Source organism: Ekhidna algicida (genome assembly GCF_051379705.1).
Taxonomy (GTDB): Bacteria; Bacteroidota; Bacteroidia; order Cytophagales; family Cyclobacteriaceae; genus Ekhidna.
On sequence record NZ_CP179868.1, the window covers coordinates 823086 to 843975 of the forward strand.

18 protein-coding genes and 1 tRNA gene are annotated in these 20890 nt (G+C 38.7%); 9 read left to right on the plus strand and 10 right to left on the minus strand.

The genetic code is table 11. From position 1 onward, the window contains the following. The first annotated feature begins 2 nt into the window (after positions 1-2). A complete protein-coding gene (locus ACL8WY_RS03500) occupies positions 3-1337 on the plus strand; it encodes a sensor histidine kinase (protein WP_436517034.1) in 1335 nt (444 codons plus the stop codon). Here ACL8WY_RS03500 and ACL8WY_RS03505 read toward each other — a convergent pair. The 4 genes from ACL8WY_RS03505 to ACL8WY_RS03520 all read right to left on the minus strand — a co-directional run bounded on the left by ACL8WY_RS03505 (position 1290) and on the right by ACL8WY_RS03520 (position 6190). Beyond that, entirely contained in the window at positions 1290-2441 is a 1152-nt protein-coding gene (locus tag ACL8WY_RS03505) for a DUF819 family protein (RefSeq protein WP_436517035.1), read from the minus strand. The two genes, ACL8WY_RS03500 and ACL8WY_RS03505, sit on opposite strands and share 48 nt — an antisense overlap. 15 nt (positions 2442-2456) lie before the next feature. Next, a complete protein-coding gene (gene murB / locus ACL8WY_RS03510; RefSeq protein WP_436517036.1) occupies positions 2457-3473 on the minus strand; it encodes a UDP-N-acetylmuramate dehydrogenase in 1017 nt (338 codons plus the stop codon). 97 nt (positions 3474-3570) lie between these two features. Further along, a complete protein-coding gene (locus ACL8WY_RS03515) occupies positions 3571-4413 on the minus strand; it encodes an alpha/beta hydrolase family protein (protein WP_436517037.1) in 843 nt (280 codons plus the stop codon). An 82-nt stretch (positions 4414-4495) separates the two neighbouring features. Further along, entirely contained in the window at positions 4496-6190 is a 1695-nt protein-coding gene (locus tag ACL8WY_RS03520; protein WP_436517038.1) for an amidohydrolase, read from the minus strand. Between the two features lie 192 nt (positions 6191-6382). Here ACL8WY_RS03520 and rpsA point away from each other — a divergent pair, with 192 nt between their 5' ends. The 3 genes from rpsA to ACL8WY_RS03535 all read left to right on the plus strand — a co-directional run bounded on the left by rpsA (position 6383) and on the right by ACL8WY_RS03535 (position 9860). After that, on the plus strand, positions 6383-8557 hold the full coding sequence (gene rpsA, locus ACL8WY_RS03525; protein ID WP_436517039.1) for a 30S ribosomal protein S1: 2175 nt from the start codon (positions 6383-6385) through the stop codon (positions 8555-8557). 65 nt (positions 8558-8622) lie between these two features. Continuing rightward, positions 8623-8693, plus strand: a tRNA-Cys gene (locus ACL8WY_RS03530). A 309-nt stretch (positions 8694-9002) separates the two neighbouring features. Then, positions 9003-9860, plus strand: a complete 858-nt coding sequence (locus ACL8WY_RS03535) for a DUF6089 family protein (RefSeq protein ID WP_436517040.1) — start codon at positions 9003-9005, stop codon at positions 9858-9860. Here the strand turns inward: ACL8WY_RS03535 and ACL8WY_RS03540 are convergent. Both ACL8WY_RS03540 and ACL8WY_RS03545 read right to left on the minus strand, forming a co-directional pair. After that, on the minus strand, positions 9854-10963 hold the full coding sequence (locus ACL8WY_RS03540; RefSeq protein ID WP_436517041.1) for a DegT/DnrJ/EryC1/StrS family aminotransferase: 1110 nt from the start codon (positions 10961-10963) through the stop codon (positions 9854-9856). The genes ACL8WY_RS03535 and ACL8WY_RS03540 overlap by 7 nt on opposite strands. Further along, positions 10960-11541 carry a sugar transferase gene (locus ACL8WY_RS03545; protein ID WP_436517042.1) on the minus strand — a complete coding sequence of 194 codons (582 nt, stop codon included), beginning with the start codon at positions 11539-11541 and terminating at the stop codon, positions 10960-10962. The genes ACL8WY_RS03540 and ACL8WY_RS03545 overlap by 4 nt, the downstream gene beginning before the upstream one ends. 123 nt (positions 11542-11664) lie before the next feature. Here ACL8WY_RS03545 and ACL8WY_RS03550 point away from each other — a divergent pair, with 123 nt between their 5' ends. Continuing rightward, positions 11665-14109: a penicillin acylase family protein gene (locus tag ACL8WY_RS03550; protein ID WP_436517043.1), complete on the plus strand. Its 2445-nt coding sequence runs from the start codon at positions 11665-11667 to the stop codon at positions 14107-14109. Then, entirely contained in the window at positions 14106-14477 is a 372-nt protein-coding gene (locus tag ACL8WY_RS03555; protein WP_436517044.1) for a hypothetical protein, read from the plus strand. Before ACL8WY_RS03550 ends, ACL8WY_RS03555 begins: the two co-directional genes overlap by 4 nt. Here the strand turns inward: ACL8WY_RS03555 and ACL8WY_RS03560 are convergent, their stop codons facing one another. After that, positions 14478-14909 carry a DUF4920 domain-containing protein gene (locus tag ACL8WY_RS03560; protein ID WP_436517045.1) on the minus strand — a complete coding sequence of 144 codons (432 nt, stop codon included), beginning with the start codon at positions 14907-14909 and terminating at the stop codon, positions 14478-14480. Between the two features lie 203 nt (positions 14910-15112). Here ACL8WY_RS03560 and ACL8WY_RS03565 point away from each other — a divergent pair, with 203 nt between their 5' ends. Together ACL8WY_RS03565 and ACL8WY_RS03570 are read left to right on the plus strand one after the other, a co-directional pair. Next, the gene (locus ACL8WY_RS03565) at positions 15113-15292 is read left to right on the plus strand and encodes a hypothetical protein (RefSeq protein WP_436517046.1); all 180 of its coding nucleotides are present in this window, start codon (positions 15113-15115) and stop codon (positions 15290-15292) included. 99 nt (positions 15293-15391) lie between these two features. After that, on the plus strand, positions 15392-16636 hold the full coding sequence (locus ACL8WY_RS03570) for a tetratricopeptide repeat protein (protein ID WP_436517047.1): 1245 nt from the start codon (positions 15392-15394) through the stop codon (positions 16634-16636). Here the strand turns inward: ACL8WY_RS03570 and ACL8WY_RS03575 are convergent. Both ACL8WY_RS03575 and ACL8WY_RS03580 read right to left on the minus strand, forming a co-directional pair. After that, positions 16633-17088, minus strand: a complete 456-nt coding sequence (locus ACL8WY_RS03575) for a hypothetical protein (RefSeq protein WP_436517048.1) — start codon at positions 17086-17088, stop codon at positions 16633-16635. The genes ACL8WY_RS03570 and ACL8WY_RS03575 overlap by 4 nt on opposite strands. A gap of 215 nt (positions 17089-17303) precedes the next feature. After that, positions 17304-18311, minus strand: a complete 1008-nt coding sequence (locus ACL8WY_RS03580; RefSeq protein WP_436517049.1) for a quinone oxidoreductase family protein — start codon at positions 18309-18311, stop codon at positions 17304-17306. Between the two features lie 93 nt (positions 18312-18404). Here ACL8WY_RS03580 and ACL8WY_RS03585 point away from each other — a divergent pair, with 93 nt between their 5' ends. Beyond that, positions 18405-19268 carry an ABC transporter substrate-binding protein gene (locus ACL8WY_RS03585; protein ID WP_436517050.1) on the plus strand — a complete coding sequence of 288 codons (864 nt, stop codon included), beginning with the start codon at positions 18405-18407 and terminating at the stop codon, positions 19266-19268. A gap of 72 nt (positions 19269-19340) precedes the next feature. Here ACL8WY_RS03585 and ACL8WY_RS03590 read toward each other — a convergent pair whose 3' ends face one another. Then, on the minus strand, positions 19341-20078 hold the full coding sequence (locus tag ACL8WY_RS03590) for a pentapeptide repeat-containing protein (RefSeq protein WP_436517051.1): 738 nt from the start codon (positions 20076-20078) through the stop codon (positions 19341-19343). Positions 20079-20890 lie beyond the last annotated feature (812 nt).

Here is a 20890-nt window from a genome sequence, read left to right on the forward strand (position 1 = left end):
CCATGATTGGACTAATAAATAATTTCTTGGAAATTAAGGATGATGCTATTTCATTTTATGATTTACATAAGGCCAATATTCTCAATAAGATATCAGGGTTTGCAATAATGATCTCGATCCTTCTGAGTACCTCTAATCTGATACTGCAGCGATATCCTCAGCTAATCATTATTGTATTTTTTATGTCTTTCGTATTTGTAGCAACCATTCTATTGCAAAAATATCGGCGATATTCTTTGGCTCGTAATTACTTCTGCCTCATTCAACTGCCTCTGATTATTGCTGCTTGTATCTACAATGTCTCAACTGGCGCATACGTCAATACTGAGAATCTCTTTCTCATTCTGGCCGCCATATTTGTTATCATTTTTGATAAAGAATTGAAATTTCTATTCTACGTTATTACGGTAGCATCTTTCTTCTCAATACGATTTTATGAGTACTACGCTCGAGGAATTTCCCTCGACGATATGTTTTACATTTCTTCAACCATCTACCTGGTGGTTTTCATGTCTATCTATTACTTCATTAACTCTTACATGAATGCATTCTTGAAAGTTTGCCAAGACCAAAAATTATTTATAAATCAAATTGAGGTTCAGAAAAGCCGCCTGGAGAAAAACAACCGGACAAAAAACAAACTATTCTCAATGGTTTCTCATGATCTTAGAAACCCTTTACATATGCTTACCGGACTTCTACAGTTAGAAGAAGAGCTTCCTGAACAAGAGCTAGTTGAGCACAGAAAAAAGATCAAAGAAAAAGTTGTAAGAATAAATGCCCTGATGGAAACTGTACTCGCATGGGCCAAGTCACAATTAGAAGGGTTTGAAGTCGACATTCAAAATGTGTCAATTAATCGCCTGATTGAAACAGAATCTGCTCTTCTTGAAAAGCTAGCTCTTCAAAAAAACATCATCCTAAATGTCGAAATGTCAGGTGAGTTGAATATACAATCTGACCCTAGTCACTTAACGATGGTCATAAAAAATATCCTAAACGCATGTTTGATTTATACCTCAAACAATGGAAGCATTCAGATATTAGTAATCGATTATAAATATCATTTTGAAATCATTGCGAAAGATTCAAGCAATGGACTTAAACGTGAAACAATAGAGGAAATTTTGAGAAATAAGTTCAGTTCGTCTATCACGGGTAATTTTGAAGAAACGGAACTTGGATTGGCATTGTGTGTAGATACGCTAAAAAAAATCGGAGGTTCACTTTCAATTAAATCCGAAAGAGGTCAAGGAAATCAATTCATCCTCGAGTTGTATAAGAATTATTCACATACCCAAAAATCCGGCGACCATGAAGCCCAAATAGGTGCCTAATCCAGAACCCAAAGACCCGGCTAAAATTGCTGGAAGAATAAGATCATTTCTTTTAAAACTTTTGGCCAAAGCTAGTGCCGTACTGGCCCCACCAATATTGGCCTGAGATGCGATAGCCACAATTGACCAATCAGTTTTGAAAATTAGAGAAATGAGGATCAGAAAAGCACCATGAATCAATACAATCAATGATGTGAATAGCAATATATCAAACGCATGAGCACCAACATCTACCAATGCTCCTATTTCACAAAAAGCTCCAACGACCACTAAAAACAGGTAAACCGAAAACATTCCTAGAAGTTTAGCACCAGGCCATTTTTGTACTTGTTTAGATTGCGCAAGTACTAATGCTACCGTAGTTAATATCAACACCGAGGGAACACCCCAACCAAGCTCATTGGTGACTTCAGCGATTAAATCAGAAATAAATATCACAACAGTAGCCAAGCCTAACATCAGAGCGAGTTCTTTCGGTTCCACTTCTTCTCGCTCACGATTCATTTCATCCGCGTGACTTTGATCTGAAAGCACTACCGGATGCGGTCGGAACTTCTGCATAAATACCGGAATGCTTAACGTTACAATCATCCAGATAGCTGTTATGATATTATCTGATACCACCACACCTGTGAAAACGGCACCTTCCTTGAAAACCTCATAGTGTAGCGCAACCGCATTGAAATTTGCACTTCCGCCCGTATAAGTTCCCGTCATCATTCCTGCAATTGGTGCAAACTGAGATCCAAAAACTGCTTCATAGTTAATTGCCTGGAGGGCTACTGCCACTCCCAGCATCGTACCGACTGAGCCAAGCAAAAAAGCCATTAGCATTGGAACTCCAGCCTTCTTTAGTTGCTTTAGGTTTACACCCAAAAGAAGAAAGAAAATACTCGCTGGTGCCACATACTTAAAAATTGAGTCATAGACAGGACTCGAATCTGAGGCTGAGGGAATGAAGCCAAAATTGGCAGCAAAGGCGCCAAGAATAATAACAAGCAATGAGCTGCTTATGTGTCTCAGAAAGGTGTGTTTACAAAGCCACTCACTTAGAAAAATAAGAAGAAATAGGATAGTTAAAATGTAGATGGGCTCCTGAATCATCCTACGAAAATACTATCAAATAATATTCACTTCCCTTTCCAGCTCAATACCAAACTTTCCCTGGATGGATTTCTTTATTTCATTGGAAAGTTTGAAAATATCCTTACCTCTCCCGTTACCATAATTGACCAAGACTAATGCTTGCTTGTCATGGACACCAATCTCACCATCCCGAAATCCCTTCCAACCTGCATTTTCAATCAACCAGCCTGCGGGTAACTTCACACGATCATCATCCACTGGGTAACATTTTATATCTTCAAATTGGGCCTCTAGAGCCTCAAAGTGTAATTTTTCGATGATAGGATTCTTGAAGAAGCTTCCAGCATTTCCAATCTCTATAGGATCTGGTAGCTTGGATTGTCGGATATTGATTACCGCCTGACTAACATTTTTTAGTGTGAGCTCACCTACGTCCATTTGCTCCAGTGTTTCTTTGATGGCTCCATAGGAAATCTTGAAAGAGGGTTTTTTGGATAAATTGAAAAAGACTTTTGTAATGACAAATTCATCCCTCAACTCACCTTTGAAAATGCTAAACCTATAGTCAAACTTGCAGTCTTCTTTAAAAAAAGAAATGGTTTTCCCGCTCTTTATCTCATAGGCTTCTAATGAATGAAATACTTCTTTTAGTTCTACACCGTACGCACCAATATTTTGCATCGGAGCGGCACCGACCGTACCCGGAATCAATGATAAATTTTCAATACCACCATATCCCTTTTCAACGCACCAAAGAACAAATTGATGCCAATTCTCTCCAGCTCCCACTGAAACAAGTACATCTTCTTCTGTTTCATTTTGCACTTGAATTCCACGGATTTCATTTTTTGCAACAATTCCTGTGAATCCGCGAGTAAACAAAACATTAGAGCCTCCTCCCAAAATCATCTTCTTCTGTGATCGAAACCTGCCCGTCTGATAGATTTCATCCAGATCTTCAATAGAATCTACGATAGCCAGGTAGCCAGCGTTTTCATCAAGCCCAAAAGTATTATAAGGTTTTAGCGAAACGTTTTGTTGTACGATCACAGTATTTCGATTTGTTAAACACGAAAATACCTCAACAATTACTTACTCAACAGAAAATGAATCTTAGTTTTTTTCTAAATCAGAATTTTAAAAATTGCTATATATGTCTCTTTAGCCAAAGGTGTACGTCTTGCCACATCTCCTTATTTGCCGACCTGAAAAATCCAAAGTGACCGATTGACTTTTTATCAAAATCCCCTGGAAACCAATGTTGGTGATCCTTATTTATACTTCCATATTGATCATAAAGTCGCTCTACTGCTCTCTTAGGAGCAAGAAGCTGATCGTCATCAATACTTATAAATCTCAACGGAATATCAACTTCTTTGTAGGCTCTTGCTCTTTTAGGACAATCTTGTAAAACCCCATTTTGATGTTTCCCCCAAGTTGCCCACTCTGTGGCTACATATTTTGGCAGGTCATGTTTTCCTCCATAGGCCCAACTTGGTAGCTTTCCTGTGATTGAGGTGGTAATCGGCAAGATTAAATTCCAAAGTAAATCAACGGTCAGTTTTTGAGCGCCTGACCAATAAATACTGGATGCGGTCTGGCTCGCTACAAAATAAGCCGCTCTAACATATGATTTATTTTTGGCCAGCGGAAAAAGTTGACCTGCTATGCTGTGTCCTATAAGGGAAATATTAGGATCTTCCTCATGCTTACAAAGCCAATCAATTACTGCGGATAGGTCCTGCTCCCCCCAACTTGATAAGGTGGTATCTATATCTTTCTTTTCAACCTTAGATTCACCAATGCCGCGGTAATCAAAGGTGACAACCTGAAAACCTTGCTCTACAAGTGATTGAGCAAACTTCGAATAATAACCCCTTGCCGCGCCAACTGCTGGCGCTACAATCACTGCCGGCAGGCCTTCAAGTCCGAAATGTGTGGCGACAATGTTCTTACCATCCTCACATCTAATCATAAAATCATTTTGCATTCTTATTCAATTTTTAACCAAATAAGCACACGGATAGCTGCAGAAGGAGTTTAGAAAAACGGTTAACAAAAGGTCAACATACCTACTTTTTATAAACTATTTCACCTGCTATAATTGTCATTTCTACCGTTGTATTAAGAATCTCTTCTTCGGGAATAGTCATGATATCTTTATCAAAAACAGTCAGATCAGCCCACTTTCCTGCTTCAATACTTCCCTTTCTATCCTCACGGAAAGCAGCGTAGGCAGCATCTAAAGTATACGATTTGAGTGCCTGCTCTCGAGTCATCTTTTCAGCTGGCTCGTATCCACCTTCAGGATTGCCGGCTAAAGTTCTGCGGCTCACCGAAGCATAGAAGCTAGCCAGTGGCGTGATTGGCTCAACAGGTGCGTCTGTCCCATTGACAATATGCGCTCCTGACTGAAGCAAGGTCTGCCACATATAAGCTCCCCACTCAATTCGTTGCTTACCTAGGCGATCGATCGCCCATGGACGATCCGATGACATGTGAATAGCTTGCATGGCTGGAATTACACCCATCTCTGCAAATCGTGGGATATCGTCTGGATGGAAATGCTGCGCATGCTCAATTCGGAATCGTGGTTCTTTTGGGGCACTTTCGGGATAGAGGCTAAAAGTGCGTTCATAAATATCCAATACTTCACGATTGGCACGATCACCTATGGCATGTACACAAACTTGAAATCCAGCCTTATAAGCATCCGCTGTTATGGATTCAATTTCTTCCATCGGCATCACATTATGTCCATGCACACCTGGTGCATCAGAATACTCTTCTAAAAGCCATGCTCCTCGAGAACCAAGCGCTCCATCTGCATAGAGCTTAACAGATCTAACAGTAAGCTGATTATTAAATAAATCTTCTTCTATACCATTTTGGAAATATGTGTTGAGCAGGTCCTGATCTCTCCCGTTAAGCATGACATACAATCGCAACTTCAGATCTCCTCGCTCAGCAAACTCCTTGTATAAGCTGATATCTTTCATACCGGATCCAGCTTGATGAAAACCAGTGATTCCATATTCAAAACACTGCTTCAATGCAAGTTTAAGAGCCTGTTCGTCGCTCTCTTTCGTTTGGCTCGGAATAGCCTGCGTAATCAAGCCTTGAGCTGTCTCATTGAAAATCCCGGTCGGCTGTCCGCTAATACTCATGAAAATTTCACCACCATCGGGTTGAGGTGAATCACTATTTATTCCTGCCACTTCCATTGCTTTTGCATTTCCAAGGGCAGCATGGCCACTTGCGTGTTTAAGCCAAACCGGGTGATTCGGTACAACTTCGCTGAGTAAATCATGCGTTGGAAATCCCTTTGTCATCTCAGGCTTTTCTGTCCACTTATCCTGGTGCCATCCTCTCCCAAGTATCCAAGTACCTTCTGGTGTAATGGCAGCACGCTCGGCGACCATTTCTACAACCTCCTGATAACTTTTCGCTTCTCTCAAATCTACATTCAGTAAATTATAACCAACACCCATTATATGAGCATGTCCCTCTGTAAGACCTGGTATCATGGTTTTACCTGCCAAGTCTATAACTGAAGTTGTTGCCCCTTTGAAAGCCTCAGCTCCGATCCTTGTGCCCACGAATAAAAACGTATCAGCTTTAATAGCTACTGCCTCTACTGTAGGATTGGAATCGTCCATGGTATAGATAGGGCCATTGTAGAAAATGGTGTCAGCAACAACTTCAGGCTCACTTGGCTGGCATGAATAAATGATCGAAATGATCAGGATAGCTTTTAGAAATCTCATATGATTGATTAATTAGGTTTTTCTTTCGCTGTTAAAGTTAACAGCAACAATGGTTTTATTAATCAAATTCTCTAAATTTGCGCTCCGCTCCAAAAAGGGGCATTCTGACTTCTGTCAGAAGTTGTTTAACAAAAATGCTGATCGGTACTGACTCCAACCGATACAGTGTATTTAAAGGGGTCAATTTTTATTATGGCAAAGAAAGAAGAAACTGCTAAGGCTGAGGAAAAAGAAACCAAAGCAAAAGCACCCGCTGCTAAAAAGACCACAACAAAAAAAGCAGCAACTAAGAAGGCAGATGACACGGAAGTGAAAGAAGAAAAAAAAGCTTCTAAAACAACTGCAAAAAAAGAAACCAAAGAAAAGGCTGAGAAGAAAGAAGCTCCAAAGGCAGAAACTAAAAAAGCTGCTCCCAAAGCTGAGAAGAAAGAAGAGAAAGTAGAAGCTGAGGCCAAGACTGAGGAGCCAAAAGCTGAAAAGAAAGAGGCGAAAGCAGAAAAAAAGGAAGAGAAGAAGCCAGCCAAAGTAGCTGAGCCTGAAATTGAGCCAGCAGGTTCATTCGATTTCGATGATGATGGTTTCGATGATGAGTACACTGAAGCAGATCGCCAAGCGATGGAGAAGCTTTACGAGGATACACTTACAGAAATCACTGAAAAAGAACTTATCAGCGGCACCATAGTAGGTATTACAGATAGGGAAGTAATTGTAAACATTGGCTTCAAATCAGATGGGTTGGTATCTCTTTCAGAATTCAGAGATATGCCAGACTTAAAAGCTGGTGATGAAGTTCAAGTATACATTGAAGAACAAGAAAACGCTAACGGGCAACTTGTTCTTTCCAGAAGAAAAGCAAAAATTGTTAAGGCTTGGGAATCTATCCAAGGCGCACTTGACAATGATGAAGTAATCGAAGGTTTCGTGAAACGAAGAACCAAAGGTGGTTTGATCGTAGATGTTTACGGAGTAGAAGCCTTCCTTCCAGGATCGCAGATCGACGTAAAGCCTATTAGAGATTTCGACGTATTCGTTGGCAAGTCTATGGAGGTGAAGGTTGTGAAGATCAACTACACGAACGATAACGTGGTAGTATCTCACAAAGTGCTGATTGAGAAAGATCTGGAAGAGCAAAAAGCAGAAATCCTGAACAACCTTGAGAAGGGTCAAGTACTTGAAGGGGTAATTAAGAACATGACCAACTTCGGTGTATTCATCGATCTTGGAGGTGTTGACGGTCTCCTTCACATTACAGATATCAGCTGGGGTAGAATCAACCATCCTGAAGAAGTACTTTCTCTTGACGAGAAGGTCAATGTGGTTGTGTTGGATTTCGACGACAACAAACAGCGTATCTCTCTAGGTATGAAGCAACTTACCGATCACCCTTGGGATTCGCTTGATAAGGGTATCGAAGTTGGATCTAAAGTGAAAGGTAAGATTGTAAATGTTGCTGATTACGGTGCATTCCTTGAAATCATCCCTGGAGTTGAAGGTCTAATCCACGTATCAGAAATGTCATGGTCTCAGCACTTGAGAAATCCATCTGACTTTATCAACGTTGGGGACGAAATCGAAGCGGTTGTATTAACAATCGATCGTGATGAAAGAAAGATGTCTGTTGGCATCAAACAGCTTACAGAAGATCCATGGACCAAACAAGATGTTCTTACCAATTACGCAATTGGAACTGAGCACAAAGGAACTGTTAGAAACCTTACCAACTTCGGTTTGTTTATCGAACTTGAAGAAGGAATAGACGGTTTAGTACACGTTTCTGACTTGTCTTGGACTAAGAAAATCAAGCACCCGTCTGAGTTTGTGAAAGTTAGTGATGAGCTTGAGGTGAAGGTAATGGAGCTTGATATCGAGAACAGAAGATTAGCACTTAGCCACAAGCACTTGGAAGAAAATCCTTGGGATACATTCGAAACAGTATTCACCAAAGGATCTACTCACAAGTGTACAGTGACTAACGTTTCTGAAAAAACGGCAACTGTTGAGCTTCCGTACGGTCTTGAGGGACAGGTTATTCCAAAGAACTTGAAGAAAGAGGATGGAACAACTGCATCTGAAGGAGAGACTTTAGAGTTTAAAGTTCTTGAATTCTCTAAAGATGATAAGCGAATTGTTCTTTCTCATACTTCTGTTTGGGACAAGGATGCTGAGCAACCAAAAGCAGCTTCTCCTAAAAAGTCAAGCAGCGGCGGTAAGAAAGGAAATACCTTGGATAAGATCAACAAGGAAGTTGAGAAGTCAACACTTGGTGATCTGGATGCACTCTCTGCTTTGAAAAATAAGATGGAGGATGCTGGAAAAGAGTCTGCTAAAAAGACTACTAAGGCAAAAGCTAAGAAAGAAGAAAAGTAATTCTATAATAACGAGTCACCTACAATGCTGGGTGGCTCGTTTTTCCTACTTTTACAAAATAAACTGGCGCTATGGCCGAGCGGCTAGGCAGAGGTCTGCAAAACCTTTTACAGCGGTTCGAATCCGCTTAGCGCCTCTAGATTAACCCTGAAGTAATTCAGGGTTTTTTTATGCTCATTCTTTGAAAATTTCTACACTAAGCATTTTACTTATCTACATTTAGGATGATACCCTAGCTTACAGACTTTCACAGCAGCCGTAATATTGTAGTGAATAACAATTAGTTATGACGACATTAATTTTCTCATTGATTTTAGTAGGCGTGTTTGTAGCAACAGAACAAGCATGGTTTACACGAAAAAGTAAACGATTAGGGTGATTATTTGTAGAAATTGTTTTCCGATCTATAATGGTCGGAAACTTTTCTGCAATATTTTTGAACCTAATGAGAAAACTCCTCACAATATCTCTTTTCTTTTTTAGCTTAATTGCCACTGCCCAAAATTTCCTATCATGGCAATTCAATGATCGGTATTTTGCCGTATCTATTGGCACCGGGGCTTCCACATATTTTGGAGAACTAAATAGTAAAAACACAATCAGCGATGATTTTTCTCAGTTTAATATTGGAATCGAAGCAAGGCTATTGAATCGGGTCGGAGCTCGAATAGATGCTGGTATTTTTTCACTTTCAGGAGCTGATCGAAATGCTGCTGACAGCTCATTTCAACGGCAAAGAAATCTTTCTTTCAACTCCCGAAATCTTCATTTTCAATTACATACCATCTATTATCTAAAGCCATACCAAGGTGACTATTACAAAAGGTGGTTTTTTGATCCATTTATTTTCACCGGAGTCGGATACATGAAATATAATCCCACCGCTGATCTTGGCGGTGAAACTTACTCTTTGAGAGAAGCTCAAACTGAAGGCGCTGAATATAGGAAGTGGGTGACAACTATCCCAGTTGGCATTGGTGCCAAATTTAAAGCGAATGAGTTTTTAAACATCAATCTTGAAGTATCCTATCATTTTACTTTCACTGATTACCTGGATGATGTTTCAAGCACCTATGCTGCTGAATTCACAAATGCAACCTCTGAGTTATTAAGCGACCGCAAAGAGGAGGTTGGAGTAGTGAATCCTGAATTTTACGACCTCATTCAACCAGGTGCTGTTCGCGGCAATCCTGACACAAATGATAGCTTCCTTCAAATCAGCATAAAGGCTGAAATCTTCTTGCCTCCGGATCTTTTTAGCAGAAAAAACAACGCGATTGTTAAGAAACCTTCTGCTTATTGAGCAAACCAGCTTTTTAATTGATCTATTACATACTGCTGTTGATCATTGGTCAGTCCCGAACCGGATGGTAAACAAATGCCTTTTTCAAAGATTTTTTCACAAATACCCGTACCGACAAAAGTCGAACTATCGTATGCACTGTGCAGGTGTAATGGTTTCCAGAGTCTCCGTGATTCTATCCCAGACTTGTCCAGAAAACTGATCAAATCATCCATTGATGCACCATCCATTTTTACTAGGACAGTTGTGAGCCAACGGTTGGAGAAGCTACCATCTGGTTCATTCAGAAAATCAAAGTATTGAGACAGTTGATCCTGGTATCTCTGGTAGATCGCTCTTTTCTTATCAATAAAAGATTCCAGCTTAGGCAGCTGAGCTAAGCCTATACCCGCCAAAATATTGCTCATGCGGTAATTATACCCTGCTTCTTGATGATCATATCCGAAAACTCCAGAATTGGCCTGGGTTGCTAAATGTTTACCTCTCTCCCATTCTTTTTGATTACAGATAAGCGCTCCTCCGCCACTAGTTGTGATTATTTTATTTCCATTGAATGAAAGGATTCCAAAATCGCCAAAATCCCCGACTGATTTTCCTTCATACGCTGATCCAAGAGACTCTGCAGCATCCTCTATTACTTTTACTCCATACTCATGAGCAATCGAAACAATCCTTTGAATATCTGCCGGCATTCCGTACAAATGCGTAATTATTAGTGCTTTTGGGAGTTTGCGGGCTGTTGATAAATATTTTTCCAAAATCTCAGGATCAAGATTCCAACTTCGATTATCACTATCTATAAATACTGGAATGGCACGCTCATATAATACTACATTTGCACATGCAGCAAACGTAAAACTGCTTACTAAGACTTCATCCCCATCTTCCACACCTGCTAAAATCAAAGCCAGATGCAGTGCTGAGGTACCTGAATTGAGCGACAATACCCTTTTCCCTTGAAATTTATCTTGTAGTTTCTCTTCAAATTCATCAATAGCTGGGCCGACAGGTGCAAGCCAGCCACTATCCATAACTTTTCTAACCTGAGTCAATTCAGTCTTGGTAATATTAGGTGGCGATAGATATATATATTTTGTACTCATCTTTTTGATGCGTATTCTGAAAATTTAATTGTCCTCTCTCGCTTATATGGAGTCCGATCTCGTTTCAAAAGCAAAATTGCCGTTGCAACTAGAATCTTCAAGTCCAGCCACAAAGAAATCTTCTTTACATAATAAACATCCATGGACATTCGCATTCCCCAATCTATCGTATTCCTTCCATTTACCTGCGCCCACCCTGTAATACCGGGCTTTCTATTGTGCCTTCCTCTTTCTTCAACAGTATAGTATGGTAAATATTCTGGAAGTAGTGGCCTAGGCCCTACGAAAGACATCTCTGTTCTAATTACATTAATCAATTGTGGCAGTTCATCTAAAGAGGTAGATCGGAGAAATCGACCTAATCGACTTACGGTTTTTTCGTCCCCATCCACTCGCATAGTCCTGAACTTAAACAACTTAAATGCCCTTTCATTTTGCCCGATTCTGACTTGTGTAAATACTGGAGAGCCTTTAAAATCAAGGAATACGATGAGCGCCAAAACCGTAAATAATGGTAGACAAACAATTGCTAGTGCAATAGCAACAATAACATCACAAAATGGCTTAAATATCCTCACATAAAATTTACCACTTACCATCTCATTAAAATAGGCATTACCCCATTTATTTGATATTTTTCAATTTGAAATTAGTTCTTTAATCAATCAGCATTGAAATCGCCGCAAGGCTTTACGCATTTTATGAAAACTTTTCGCTTCGTTCTTTCTTTGAGTATAACCCTTGCACTTGGCATAGCCTTAAATACAAAAATCGGAGCAATTCCTCCACTTGGTAAATTCCTTAGTCCATTTCATGGTTTTTGGCAGAACGCTGAAAATGAGGCCATAGACATCACTTCTGTTTCCATTGAATCAGATCTTAAAGATAGTGTCAATGTATATTTTGACGAACTTCTTATTCCCCACGTATTTGCAAATAATGAACAAGACCTGTTTTTCACTCAAGGTTACGTAACAGCCTATCATCGATTATGGCAGATGGAATTTCAACTATATTCAGCTGAAGGGAGGCTCGCAGAGATTCTGGGAGCAAAAATTGGGAATACAAGCATCATTGATGTCGATCGGCAGATGAGACGAATTGGTTTAAAATATGGTGCCCAAAAGTCTGAAGAATTATTCAAAAAAGAAGATCCAGAAGTATATGCGATCATAGAGTCGTATACAGCAGGTGTAAATGCATATATAGAAAGTCTTTCCTATGCTGATTTACCTATTGAGTACAAACTACTCAACTATGAACCAGAACCATGGACACCACTCAAATGCTTCCTGCTTATTGCAAATATGAATAACATGCTATCGAGAGGTGAGCGTGATTTAGAACACACCAATGCTTTGAAGAAATGGGGACGAGAAATCTTTGACACACTGTATCCAGAAAGGCCCGCCGTTGTTGATCCGGTAATTCCTATCGGAACTGAATTCAATTTTGACCCTATTATAGTTGAAAAACCAGACGTCAATTTCCCTTTAGAATTCACTGACCCATTGGTTAACGCACCCAATCCTGACAATGGTAGCAACAGTTTTGTGGTTAATGGAAATAAAACTGAAAATGGCAGAGTCATTTTAGCGAACGAACCGGATCTAAGCTTGAACCTCCCGAGTATCTGGTACGTCATGCAGCTACACGCACCTTCAATGAATGTGATGGGTGCTACATTACCTGGAGGGCCTGGTGTAATAATTGGATTCAATGACTCAATAGCTTGGGGGAATACAAATGCAAAAAGAGATCTTGTAGATTGGTACTACATACAATTCAAAGATGAGTCACGAGAAGAATACTTATATAACGGTAACTGGGTGCCTACCAAAAAGATCATTGAAGAAATAAAAGCGGTCGGTTCTTTTAGCTATTACGACACCATTATCTATACGCATCATGGTCCGGTTGTTTATGACAGAAACTTCAAAAGTAGCCAAAGTGAGATTACTAATCTTGCGATGAAATGGACCGCACATGATGCCAGTAAGGAAATAAAAGCACTATATCTAGGTAATAAAGCCCTGAATTATGATGAATTTGTAGAAGCTTTCAGCTATTTCAGCGGCCCTCCACAGAATTATTCGTTCGCATCAGTAAGTGGGGATATTGCACTTTGGGTCAATGGTAAGTTCCCTGTGAAGTGGGAAGAACAAGGTAAGTTTCTCATGGACGGAAGTAACATCGATCATGAATGGAAAGCTTACATGCCTTATGCTCATAACTTGCATGTAAAAAACCCTCAGCAAAACTTCGTCAGCTCAGCCAATCAACACGCAGCAGATACGCTATACCCTTACTACCAATATGACTACCATTATGAATACTACAGGGGCAGAAGGATCAATGATCGCTTAAGAGTTTTGGATAATATCAAGGTGAAAGACATGATGAATCTTCAACATGACAATTTCAACTACAATGCGTCGGAGGCATTACCTATGATGCTGGACAGTCTCGACTCTGCATCTTTTACTGATCTTGAATGGAGTTATTACAACAAACTTAGAAATTGGGATTATTTCAATAATCCAGACCTACAAGCTCCATCGATTTATGAACAATGGTGGCGAAAGTTAAACACCAAACTTTGGGATGAAATTGATAGTAGCAAGGTGAAAGTATACCGTCCTAATTGGTACACAACTGTTGATATCTTAAAGACAAAATCTGATTTTTCTTTCATCGACAATCAGCAAACATCTCTCAAGGAATCGGCAGGTGATTTGTACAGACAAACTTTCAAAGAAACCATTGGCTCGCTTGAAGAATACCTCACTAAGGAAGGAAGGTCTATCCAATGGTATGAATATAAAAACACGACAATCAAGCATTTGCTCAGAATCAATCCTTTTAGCAAAGGAAAAGTTAAGATCGGTGGAAATCGATCCATAGTAAATGCGGCCTCAAGTTCCCATGGGCCTTCCTGGCGAATGATCGTTGAGCTCGGTGACGGGGAAGTAAATGCATGGGGTGTTTACCCTGGTAGCCAGACAGGTAATCCTGGAAATCCCATGTATGGCCACATGATAAACGATTGGGCAAGTGGTGAGTATTACAAGTTGGTATTCAAAAATTCCTTCTCTCCTTCAGACGAAGAAGTTAGTCATAGTATTACCCTTAAATCAGATAAATGAAATTAATCGTCAGACTCATTATAATTGGTGCACTCACCTATTTTCTGTCACCTTTTGCTACTTGGTGGTTCGGAATGATCGTAGCATTTGTCGTCTGCTACGCATCTCCATCATCAGGGCTTAATGCATTTGTTGCAGGTTTTCTTGGTGTAGGATTAGTTTGGATGGGACATGCCTGGAACATTGATGTCCAAAACGAATCTGCATTCAGCAATACGGTTGCTGAAATCATGCAGATAGGAGATCCTATCCTATTGGTTTTCGCCACAGGTCTAATCGGTGGGCTTGCCGGAGGATTTGCATCACTATCCGGCACCACCTTCAGACAATTATTCATCAAACCGAAAAAAAGAAGCCTTTACAGCTAATTATCCTTCTTTCACAAGTACTCCATGCGCTACGAACGTGATTGAGTTGCGCATTGACTCGTCATATTCCTTGCCTCCATCTTCAGCATAGTGTCGTGCCACATCTTCATCAAGCACCTCTTTATTAGCTATGCCTTCTATAATGATTTCACTTCCTCCAATGTCTTTTGGAACGAAAAATCCATAGTCCTTGAATGTAACCCTGACGTTTGCTCCCTGATCATTTTTTAATGTCATCCAGCATCCCTTCATCTGACAAACTTCTTCAATAGTACCTCTCACCTTGAATGTTTTTTCGTCCTCACCGACTTGAGAAAGAAACTCATTCACTGAAATCGCATCTGTTGAAGTGATCTCTTCACCATGCCCACCAAATTTTTCAGCAGGAGCACTGCATGCAAATGCTATTAATATCAATATAAAATACCTCATAAAGTTGTTGTTTTTTGGCTAAGATAAATGAGTACATTTTATCATAATAATTTTTATTTCAATTAAAATTTATATTACATATAACTGTCTTAAGGTCAATGGTTTATCCATGTAAAAATAAAAAAATAAAAAAACATAGTAGTTATGTGTCAAATAAAATAATTATCTTATATTTGACACATCATTAAAAACCTTATTGAGTTATGAAAAGAAAACTATTTACAGCATTTGTGATCTTGGGGTCACTTGGATTTACCGCATGTCAAGAAGACGCAGCTATGGAAGAAATGGAACAACTATTACAGGATACTGAACTAAACGCCATTGACGGAACTGGAGATGGAGATGATGGGGATGATGATGTCCCTCCGGTTTCAAGCTAAGTTGGCATAAGCAATGCCTGATTTGGGCGAAAGATTCCTATAAACGCTGAAATTATTCAGCGTTTTTTTTTATCATTGTTATCAGAACAGTTATTAGGAATGACAAAGCTTCTACTGCTTTTTTTCTTCGTATTCAACATTTTTTCAGCCCAATCTTCCTCTATTCAAAAAGAAGATGTAGATAAAATCTATGCTATTCACAAAATCGATCCAGATTCTGCGTACCAACTTTCCTATGGACTAGTTCTAGAATGTAACACTAACGAAGATTACTACGGGCTTGTAAAGCTCAATTACCTTCTGGGTTATTTACACAAGAAAGATAAGAATATCGGAAAATCAGTCCTTCATTATTTAGAGGCCATACGCTTCTCAGAAGATGCTGAATATGACGGTTTAAGTACTGATGCTATCGTTCTTAGATATAATTTGGGCAATCTGTACCGTACATATAAAGCGAATGACTTAGCAATTACCTATTACCTGGAAGCAATCGAAATCGCAGATTGGATAGATGATAAAGAAATGTTAGTCAAGTTAAAATTCAATCTTGCTCTGACATATGAACAAGCAAAACAAAGCGAAAAGGCTATATCATTATTTAATGAACTTCTCAATTCTTCCTCTGAAGAAAGAGAGAAAAGAATTCTTAACCAATTAGGATTAATTTATTGGGAACAAGGCGATCTCGAAAATGCTAAGTTATATTTTAAAAAGCTTCTTGATGTTGAGGAAAAGTTTAAGATATATTCAGCGAAAGCGCTACATAACTTAGGAGAAATTGAATTTGAAGTTGGAAATAAAGAAAATGCCATTGAATTAATAAATGAATCAATTCAACTTAAGAAAGAAATCAGCGAAGTTGATGGAAGAAGTCTATTTATTTCGTATAAAGTGCTAGGAGACTATTTGTTTGAAAGAAAAGATTTTAAAGGTGCTCTTAATGTCTATACAAAAGCTGAAACCTTGATTGATGAAGTGAAACACGAGTCTATGTCATTTGAATTGTATAGATCTCTTTCTCAATTGAATTATGAAATGAACAATTCAGAGGAAGCAAGGATATATAGCAACCTACACTCTTCAACTGTGGATAGTTACTTGATATCTCAGCAAAGCTTACAAGAAACCGATCGCCAGTTTAATATGGATTTGATTACTAAAAGGTATTTAGAAGAAGTTGCTAAACAAGAACAAATTGCAAGCATTTTACTTTATTCTAAAGTGATATCAGGCTCTCTATTGGCACTCCTTTTATTCACAATAGGACTTAACTGGTATCAAAAAGTGCAACTACGAAAAAGTATTGTACGAGATTTGATCAACTTGAAAGTTGTAGATTAAACTTTCAATTTTAATTTTTCCTTAAGAACATTAAGCATTCCTTCTTGACGCTCATGAAGCAAGATTAGCTTATTCTTTTGTTCGGCAGTTTCCTCTATCATGAAGTTCACTAATTCTTCAAGCTCAAGAACTTCATGAGAATCCGGTCTTTCTACTCTCATTTTCACGAATAACTCTCTTATGCGTGCCTGGAGATTTACATGCGTAGGTGCAATCTCAGCGGAAGTAACGATATCGTCATTCCACATAGAGCCTTCGCCCTTGATTAACCACTCTGCATTAAGCTTGTCGTATGTCTTGAGAATGTTGAGGATGAGGTCGAAGCTAGGTTTGCTTCTTCTTCCTTTAATGATGTTGAAAATGACCGTTACACTTACCTCCAAACTATCGGAAAAGGAAGTTGGGTTCATATCCAAAACCCTTATAAGCTTATAAACACGATCATTTATCATGTGATAAATTTAATAAAAAGTTTGAAATGAAAAAAAAGAAGGGCCACTTGTTAGTAACCCTTCATCATTAAGAACCAGCTATGGAAAATAGATACTCACTATCTATACTCGAATTTATAAGCTTTTAGATATCTATCAAAGGATTTTTAATTTTTTTTTATCATTTGATAATATAAAAGAGTTATTGGAGATAATAAGCTTTACACGTGACTCATTCAGACTTTAACTACAATTTTACCAACCGAATCGCGTGATTCCATAAAAGTATGAGAATCCGGCAGATCTGAAAACTCAAAAACTTTCCCCACTACAGGTTTTAGATTATTATCGATTGTAAATGCATATAGTTCATCCCAAATAGCGGCTGTTAGGTCTTCATTTTCTGTTAAGTAGCCAATATGGGAAGCAAACACTCCCTTGCTTTCAATAGCCATATTCATCATATTAACCTTCGGAGCATCAATATAGGTTTTAACCCATGTGATGGGGTTCCAAATCTTAAGATTCATGCTGGCAAAGCCAATTACCACTAATCTTCCGAAAGAATCCAAAAGTTTCATACTTTTTTTGAAGACTTCTCCCCCAACAGTCTCCAATACACAGTCAACTTTTCCACCATCGTTCACAATTACCTCATAGAAGTCATTTGTCATATAATTCACTGGTATTCCTCCAAGCTTCTTTATCAGGCCTAGTTTTTCATCCTTACTTGCTGTACCATAAACTTTACATTTGAGCGCACTGGCAATTTGAACAGCAGCTGTACCTACACCTCCTGCGGCTGCTTGAATCAGTACGCGCTCATCAGCTTCCACACGACAAAGTTTTTTTAAAGCAACCCATGCTGTCATGAAATTCACTAAATAAGCTGCGTTTTCTTCTGCTGTAAATTGCTCGAATCCAGGAAAGCATAAATGCTCTGGTGCGCAAACAAACTCAGCATATGATCCATATTGTTGACCAACAATCACCTTGTCCCCGACTTTATATTTTGAGGCTCCATCGCCAAGTTCAACCACCTCGCCAAAGCATTCCATTCCAATAACGTATGGTTTTTTTGGTGCCCAACTATACTGTCCTTTCCGGGAAAGAACCTCTGCGTAGTTAATTCCGATGGTAATGACTTTAATTTTGAGCTCATTCTTTTTCGGAATTGGTTCTGTGATATCTTCAATTTTGAGAACACGCGCTTTGCCAGTCTTCTTGAGACGATATGCTTTCATTAGTTATGTTTATGAGGTTTTATAGCTATTTGATCAATGTATCAGCAATATAATGTCTTAACTTCACCATATACAATAGTCTAATAATCATAAATGAGAAGGATACGAATCGGAGGAGTACCTGAGCATTTCAATCTTCCCATACATCTTGCAGTCGAAAATGGTTGGTTCAGTGATTTGAATATTGAACTTCAATGGACTGATTTTCCCGGCGGATCAGGGGACATGAAGGAAGCTTTGCGAAACAACGATGTAGATATGTGCATTTTGCTTACCGAGGGCATTGTCACTGATGCCATTAAAGGCAATCCATCCAAAATTGTAAGTGGTTTTGTGAAAACTTCTTTGACTTGGGGAATTCATACAAGTTTAAAATATGAAGATGATCACTTGCCGGTTTTTGAGAAAAAGATTGCTATTAGCCGTTATGGCTCGGGATCACACCTAATGCCCATCGTAAATGCGATGATGCAAGAGCAAACCATTCACAAAGATCAATTTGTTGAGGTTAAAGACATTAATGGCGGGATCGAGTCCCTAAACTCAAATGAAACGGAAGTGTTTTACTGGGAAAAATTTACGACTAAACCATATCTGGAGAAAGGTAAACTAAAGAAGATTGGCGAATTTATATCTCCTTGGCCATGCTTTATGATTGCTGCGACCAATGATATAATTGAGTCAGATCCTACGCTTGTCAGCCAAGTATTGAAGGTTATTCACAAAGCAAATCAGAGTTTCATGGAATTGGATGATGCGCCGAAGCTTGTGGCCAAAAGGTTCAATCTGGATATAAAGGATGCCGAAAGATGGTATCACGCCACCGAATGGTTTACCAATGGTTGGGTGAGCAATAAAATGTTGGAAGGTGTTCATTATTCGCTTAAGGAGGCCAAGATTGTAGACCTTGATTCCTCAATAGAAGGTATTATTTGGAAGCGAAACGAACGAAAATAAAAAGCCTCAATCAAATATTGAATGAGGCTTAGTAAAGTCACGAGTTGGTATTCGTGTATATATGAAGAGAGATTAATTTCTCGAGTCTATTAAATAATTGGTGAAGCTGCGTCCGTTAATCTTGGTGTATTTAGCATCTATATCGTCTCTAACGTCCAGTCCTGCTATATCAAATTCTCCTCTAGCCTTCATGTACTTGATATTCCATGATTCTTCGAAAACAGCATTTTTAAAGCTTGCGCCTTCATCAAATTGAGTGTATTTGAAGGTGGCATCATCGTCAAAATAAGTACTTGAAAAATCAGCTAGTTCATCAAACTCGGCATACTTAAAAGTGGTTTTTCTTTGAAATTTAGTGCCAGAAAAATCTGCCATTCCATCGAAATCAGAGTATTTAAACATTGCATTCCTTTTGAACTCACAATTTTTAAACACTACATCTTTATCAAAATCTGCTGTGAATGTATAGCCAGATGGATCATCATGTATATAAGCCAATACGTCATCTTCGAAAACACAGTTGATAAATGATATGCTTACATCGATGGATTCTTCCACTGTATTTCCTCCTCCGTTGTTCCACCATTTTGATTTTTTCGGAAGATCGGGCATTTTTTCTGCCATATAGGTAAAATCAAGTTCACCAACAATTGTCACATCTTTATAAGAAATGCTTTTGCCTTCTCTCACATCTTCCATAATCTGCGAAGAAGAGACTGAAGTTTGTGCAAAAGCTCTCATGAAGAAAATACTGAAGAAAAGCAGCATTGCAATTCTAAGTTTTGTCGAGAGTGATTCTGAGATTTCCATGTTCAATTTTAATAGGTGTCTGTATTATAGATGCACTATCCACAAAAAAGTTGCATCACACTATAAATACTTATCAAATGGAGGATGGTTACAGCCAAATGGAGATCGGCAAAAAATGAAGCTTGAATGGTTTGCTTAAAAATCCAAAAGGCGAGGGTTACTCGCCTTTGGGTTGGTGTGGCCTAAATAGTGCATGACTATCAGGTCCAATCTAACCTCCTTATGGACTTAGTAGGATTACTAAACCCATAATTAAGTTACTTATTTATATGATGAATTCAAAGTAATAAACTCACTAATTGAAATTGACTTTGAAAATTAAAGTCATAAAAAAATCCCCACCTGAGGCAGGGATTTAGTGGTAAGTATGAAGAGGATTTTTGACACAGTGACCGAAAAAGGCCCTGGTTTATATTTTGGTTTAAATCCTTATAGAGTGAAGTCAGCGTATGCGCGTAACACAAAGATGCCAATCAGTATTAGCATCCCTACTCGGATTTTTATTGAAGACGATTTAGATAGTTCCATGGCGGTGGATTATTCGTTTTTGAGTGATAACAATACAAAGATGATTAGGGCATACGGAAAGTTTCAGCATTGGTTTAATTATTTATAAATTCTTAACAATTCAATCATCACCATATAATCTATTGGTGTATTTCATAATCAATTGGTAATCGAAATATAATTCTGAAAATATTTCGTCATAAAAATGAAAAAGCCCCGCCAATTTTGACGGGGCTAACCACTCTACTAACTAGACTACCTAATTCACCTAAACCATTTTTTAACAATGACTACAGATCAAGAAG

Coding starts and splice junctions, on each gene's coding strand:
- ACL8WY_RS03500 (WP_436517034.1), top strand. CDS start 3: ATGATTGGACTAATAAATAATTTCTTGGAAATTAAGGATGATGCTATT.
- ACL8WY_RS03505 (WP_436517035.1), bottom strand. CDS start 2,441: ATGATTCAGGAGCCCATCTACATTTTAACTATCCTATTTCTTCTTATT.
- ACL8WY_RS03515 (WP_436517037.1), bottom strand. CDS start 4,413: ATGCAAAATGATTTTATGATTAGATGTGAGGATGGTAAGAACATTGTC.
- ACL8WY_RS03520 (WP_436517038.1), bottom strand. CDS start 6,190: ATGAGATTTCTAAAAGCTATCCTGATCATTTCGATCATTTATTCATGC.
- rpsA (WP_436517039.1), top strand. CDS start 6,383: ATGGCAAAGAAAGAAGAAACTGCTAAGGCTGAGGAAAAAGAAACCAAA.
- ACL8WY_RS03535 (WP_436517040.1), top strand. CDS start 9,003: ATGAGAAAACTCCTCACAATATCTCTTTTCTTTTTTAGCTTAATTGCC.
- ACL8WY_RS03540 (WP_436517041.1), bottom strand. CDS start 10,963: ATGAGTACAAAATATATATATCTATCGCCACCTAATATTACCAAGACT.
- ACL8WY_RS03550 (WP_436517043.1), top strand. CDS start 11,665: ATGAAAACTTTTCGCTTCGTTCTTTCTTTGAGTATAACCCTTGCACTT.
- ACL8WY_RS03555 (WP_436517044.1), top strand. CDS start 14,106: ATGAAATTAATCGTCAGACTCATTATAATTGGTGCACTCACCTATTTT.
- ACL8WY_RS03560 (WP_436517045.1), bottom strand. CDS start 14,909: ATGAGGTATTTTATATTGATATTAATAGCATTTGCATGCAGTGCTCCT.
- ACL8WY_RS03565 (WP_436517046.1), top strand. CDS start 15,113: ATGAAAAGAAAACTATTTACAGCATTTGTGATCTTGGGGTCACTTGGA.
- ACL8WY_RS03570 (WP_436517047.1), top strand. CDS start 15,392: ATGACAAAGCTTCTACTGCTTTTTTTCTTCGTATTCAACATTTTTTCA.
- ACL8WY_RS03575 (WP_436517048.1), bottom strand. CDS start 17,088: ATGATAAATGATCGTGTTTATAAGCTTATAAGGGTTTTGGATATGAAC.
- ACL8WY_RS03580 (WP_436517049.1), bottom strand. CDS start 18,311: ATGAAAGCATATCGTCTCAAGAAGACTGGCAAAGCGCGTGTTCTCAAA.
- ACL8WY_RS03585 (WP_436517050.1), top strand. CDS start 18,405: ATGAGAAGGATACGAATCGGAGGAGTACCTGAGCATTTCAATCTTCCC.
- ACL8WY_RS03590 (WP_436517051.1), bottom strand. CDS start 20,078: ATGGAAATCTCAGAATCACTCTCGACAAAACTTAGAATTGCAATGCTG.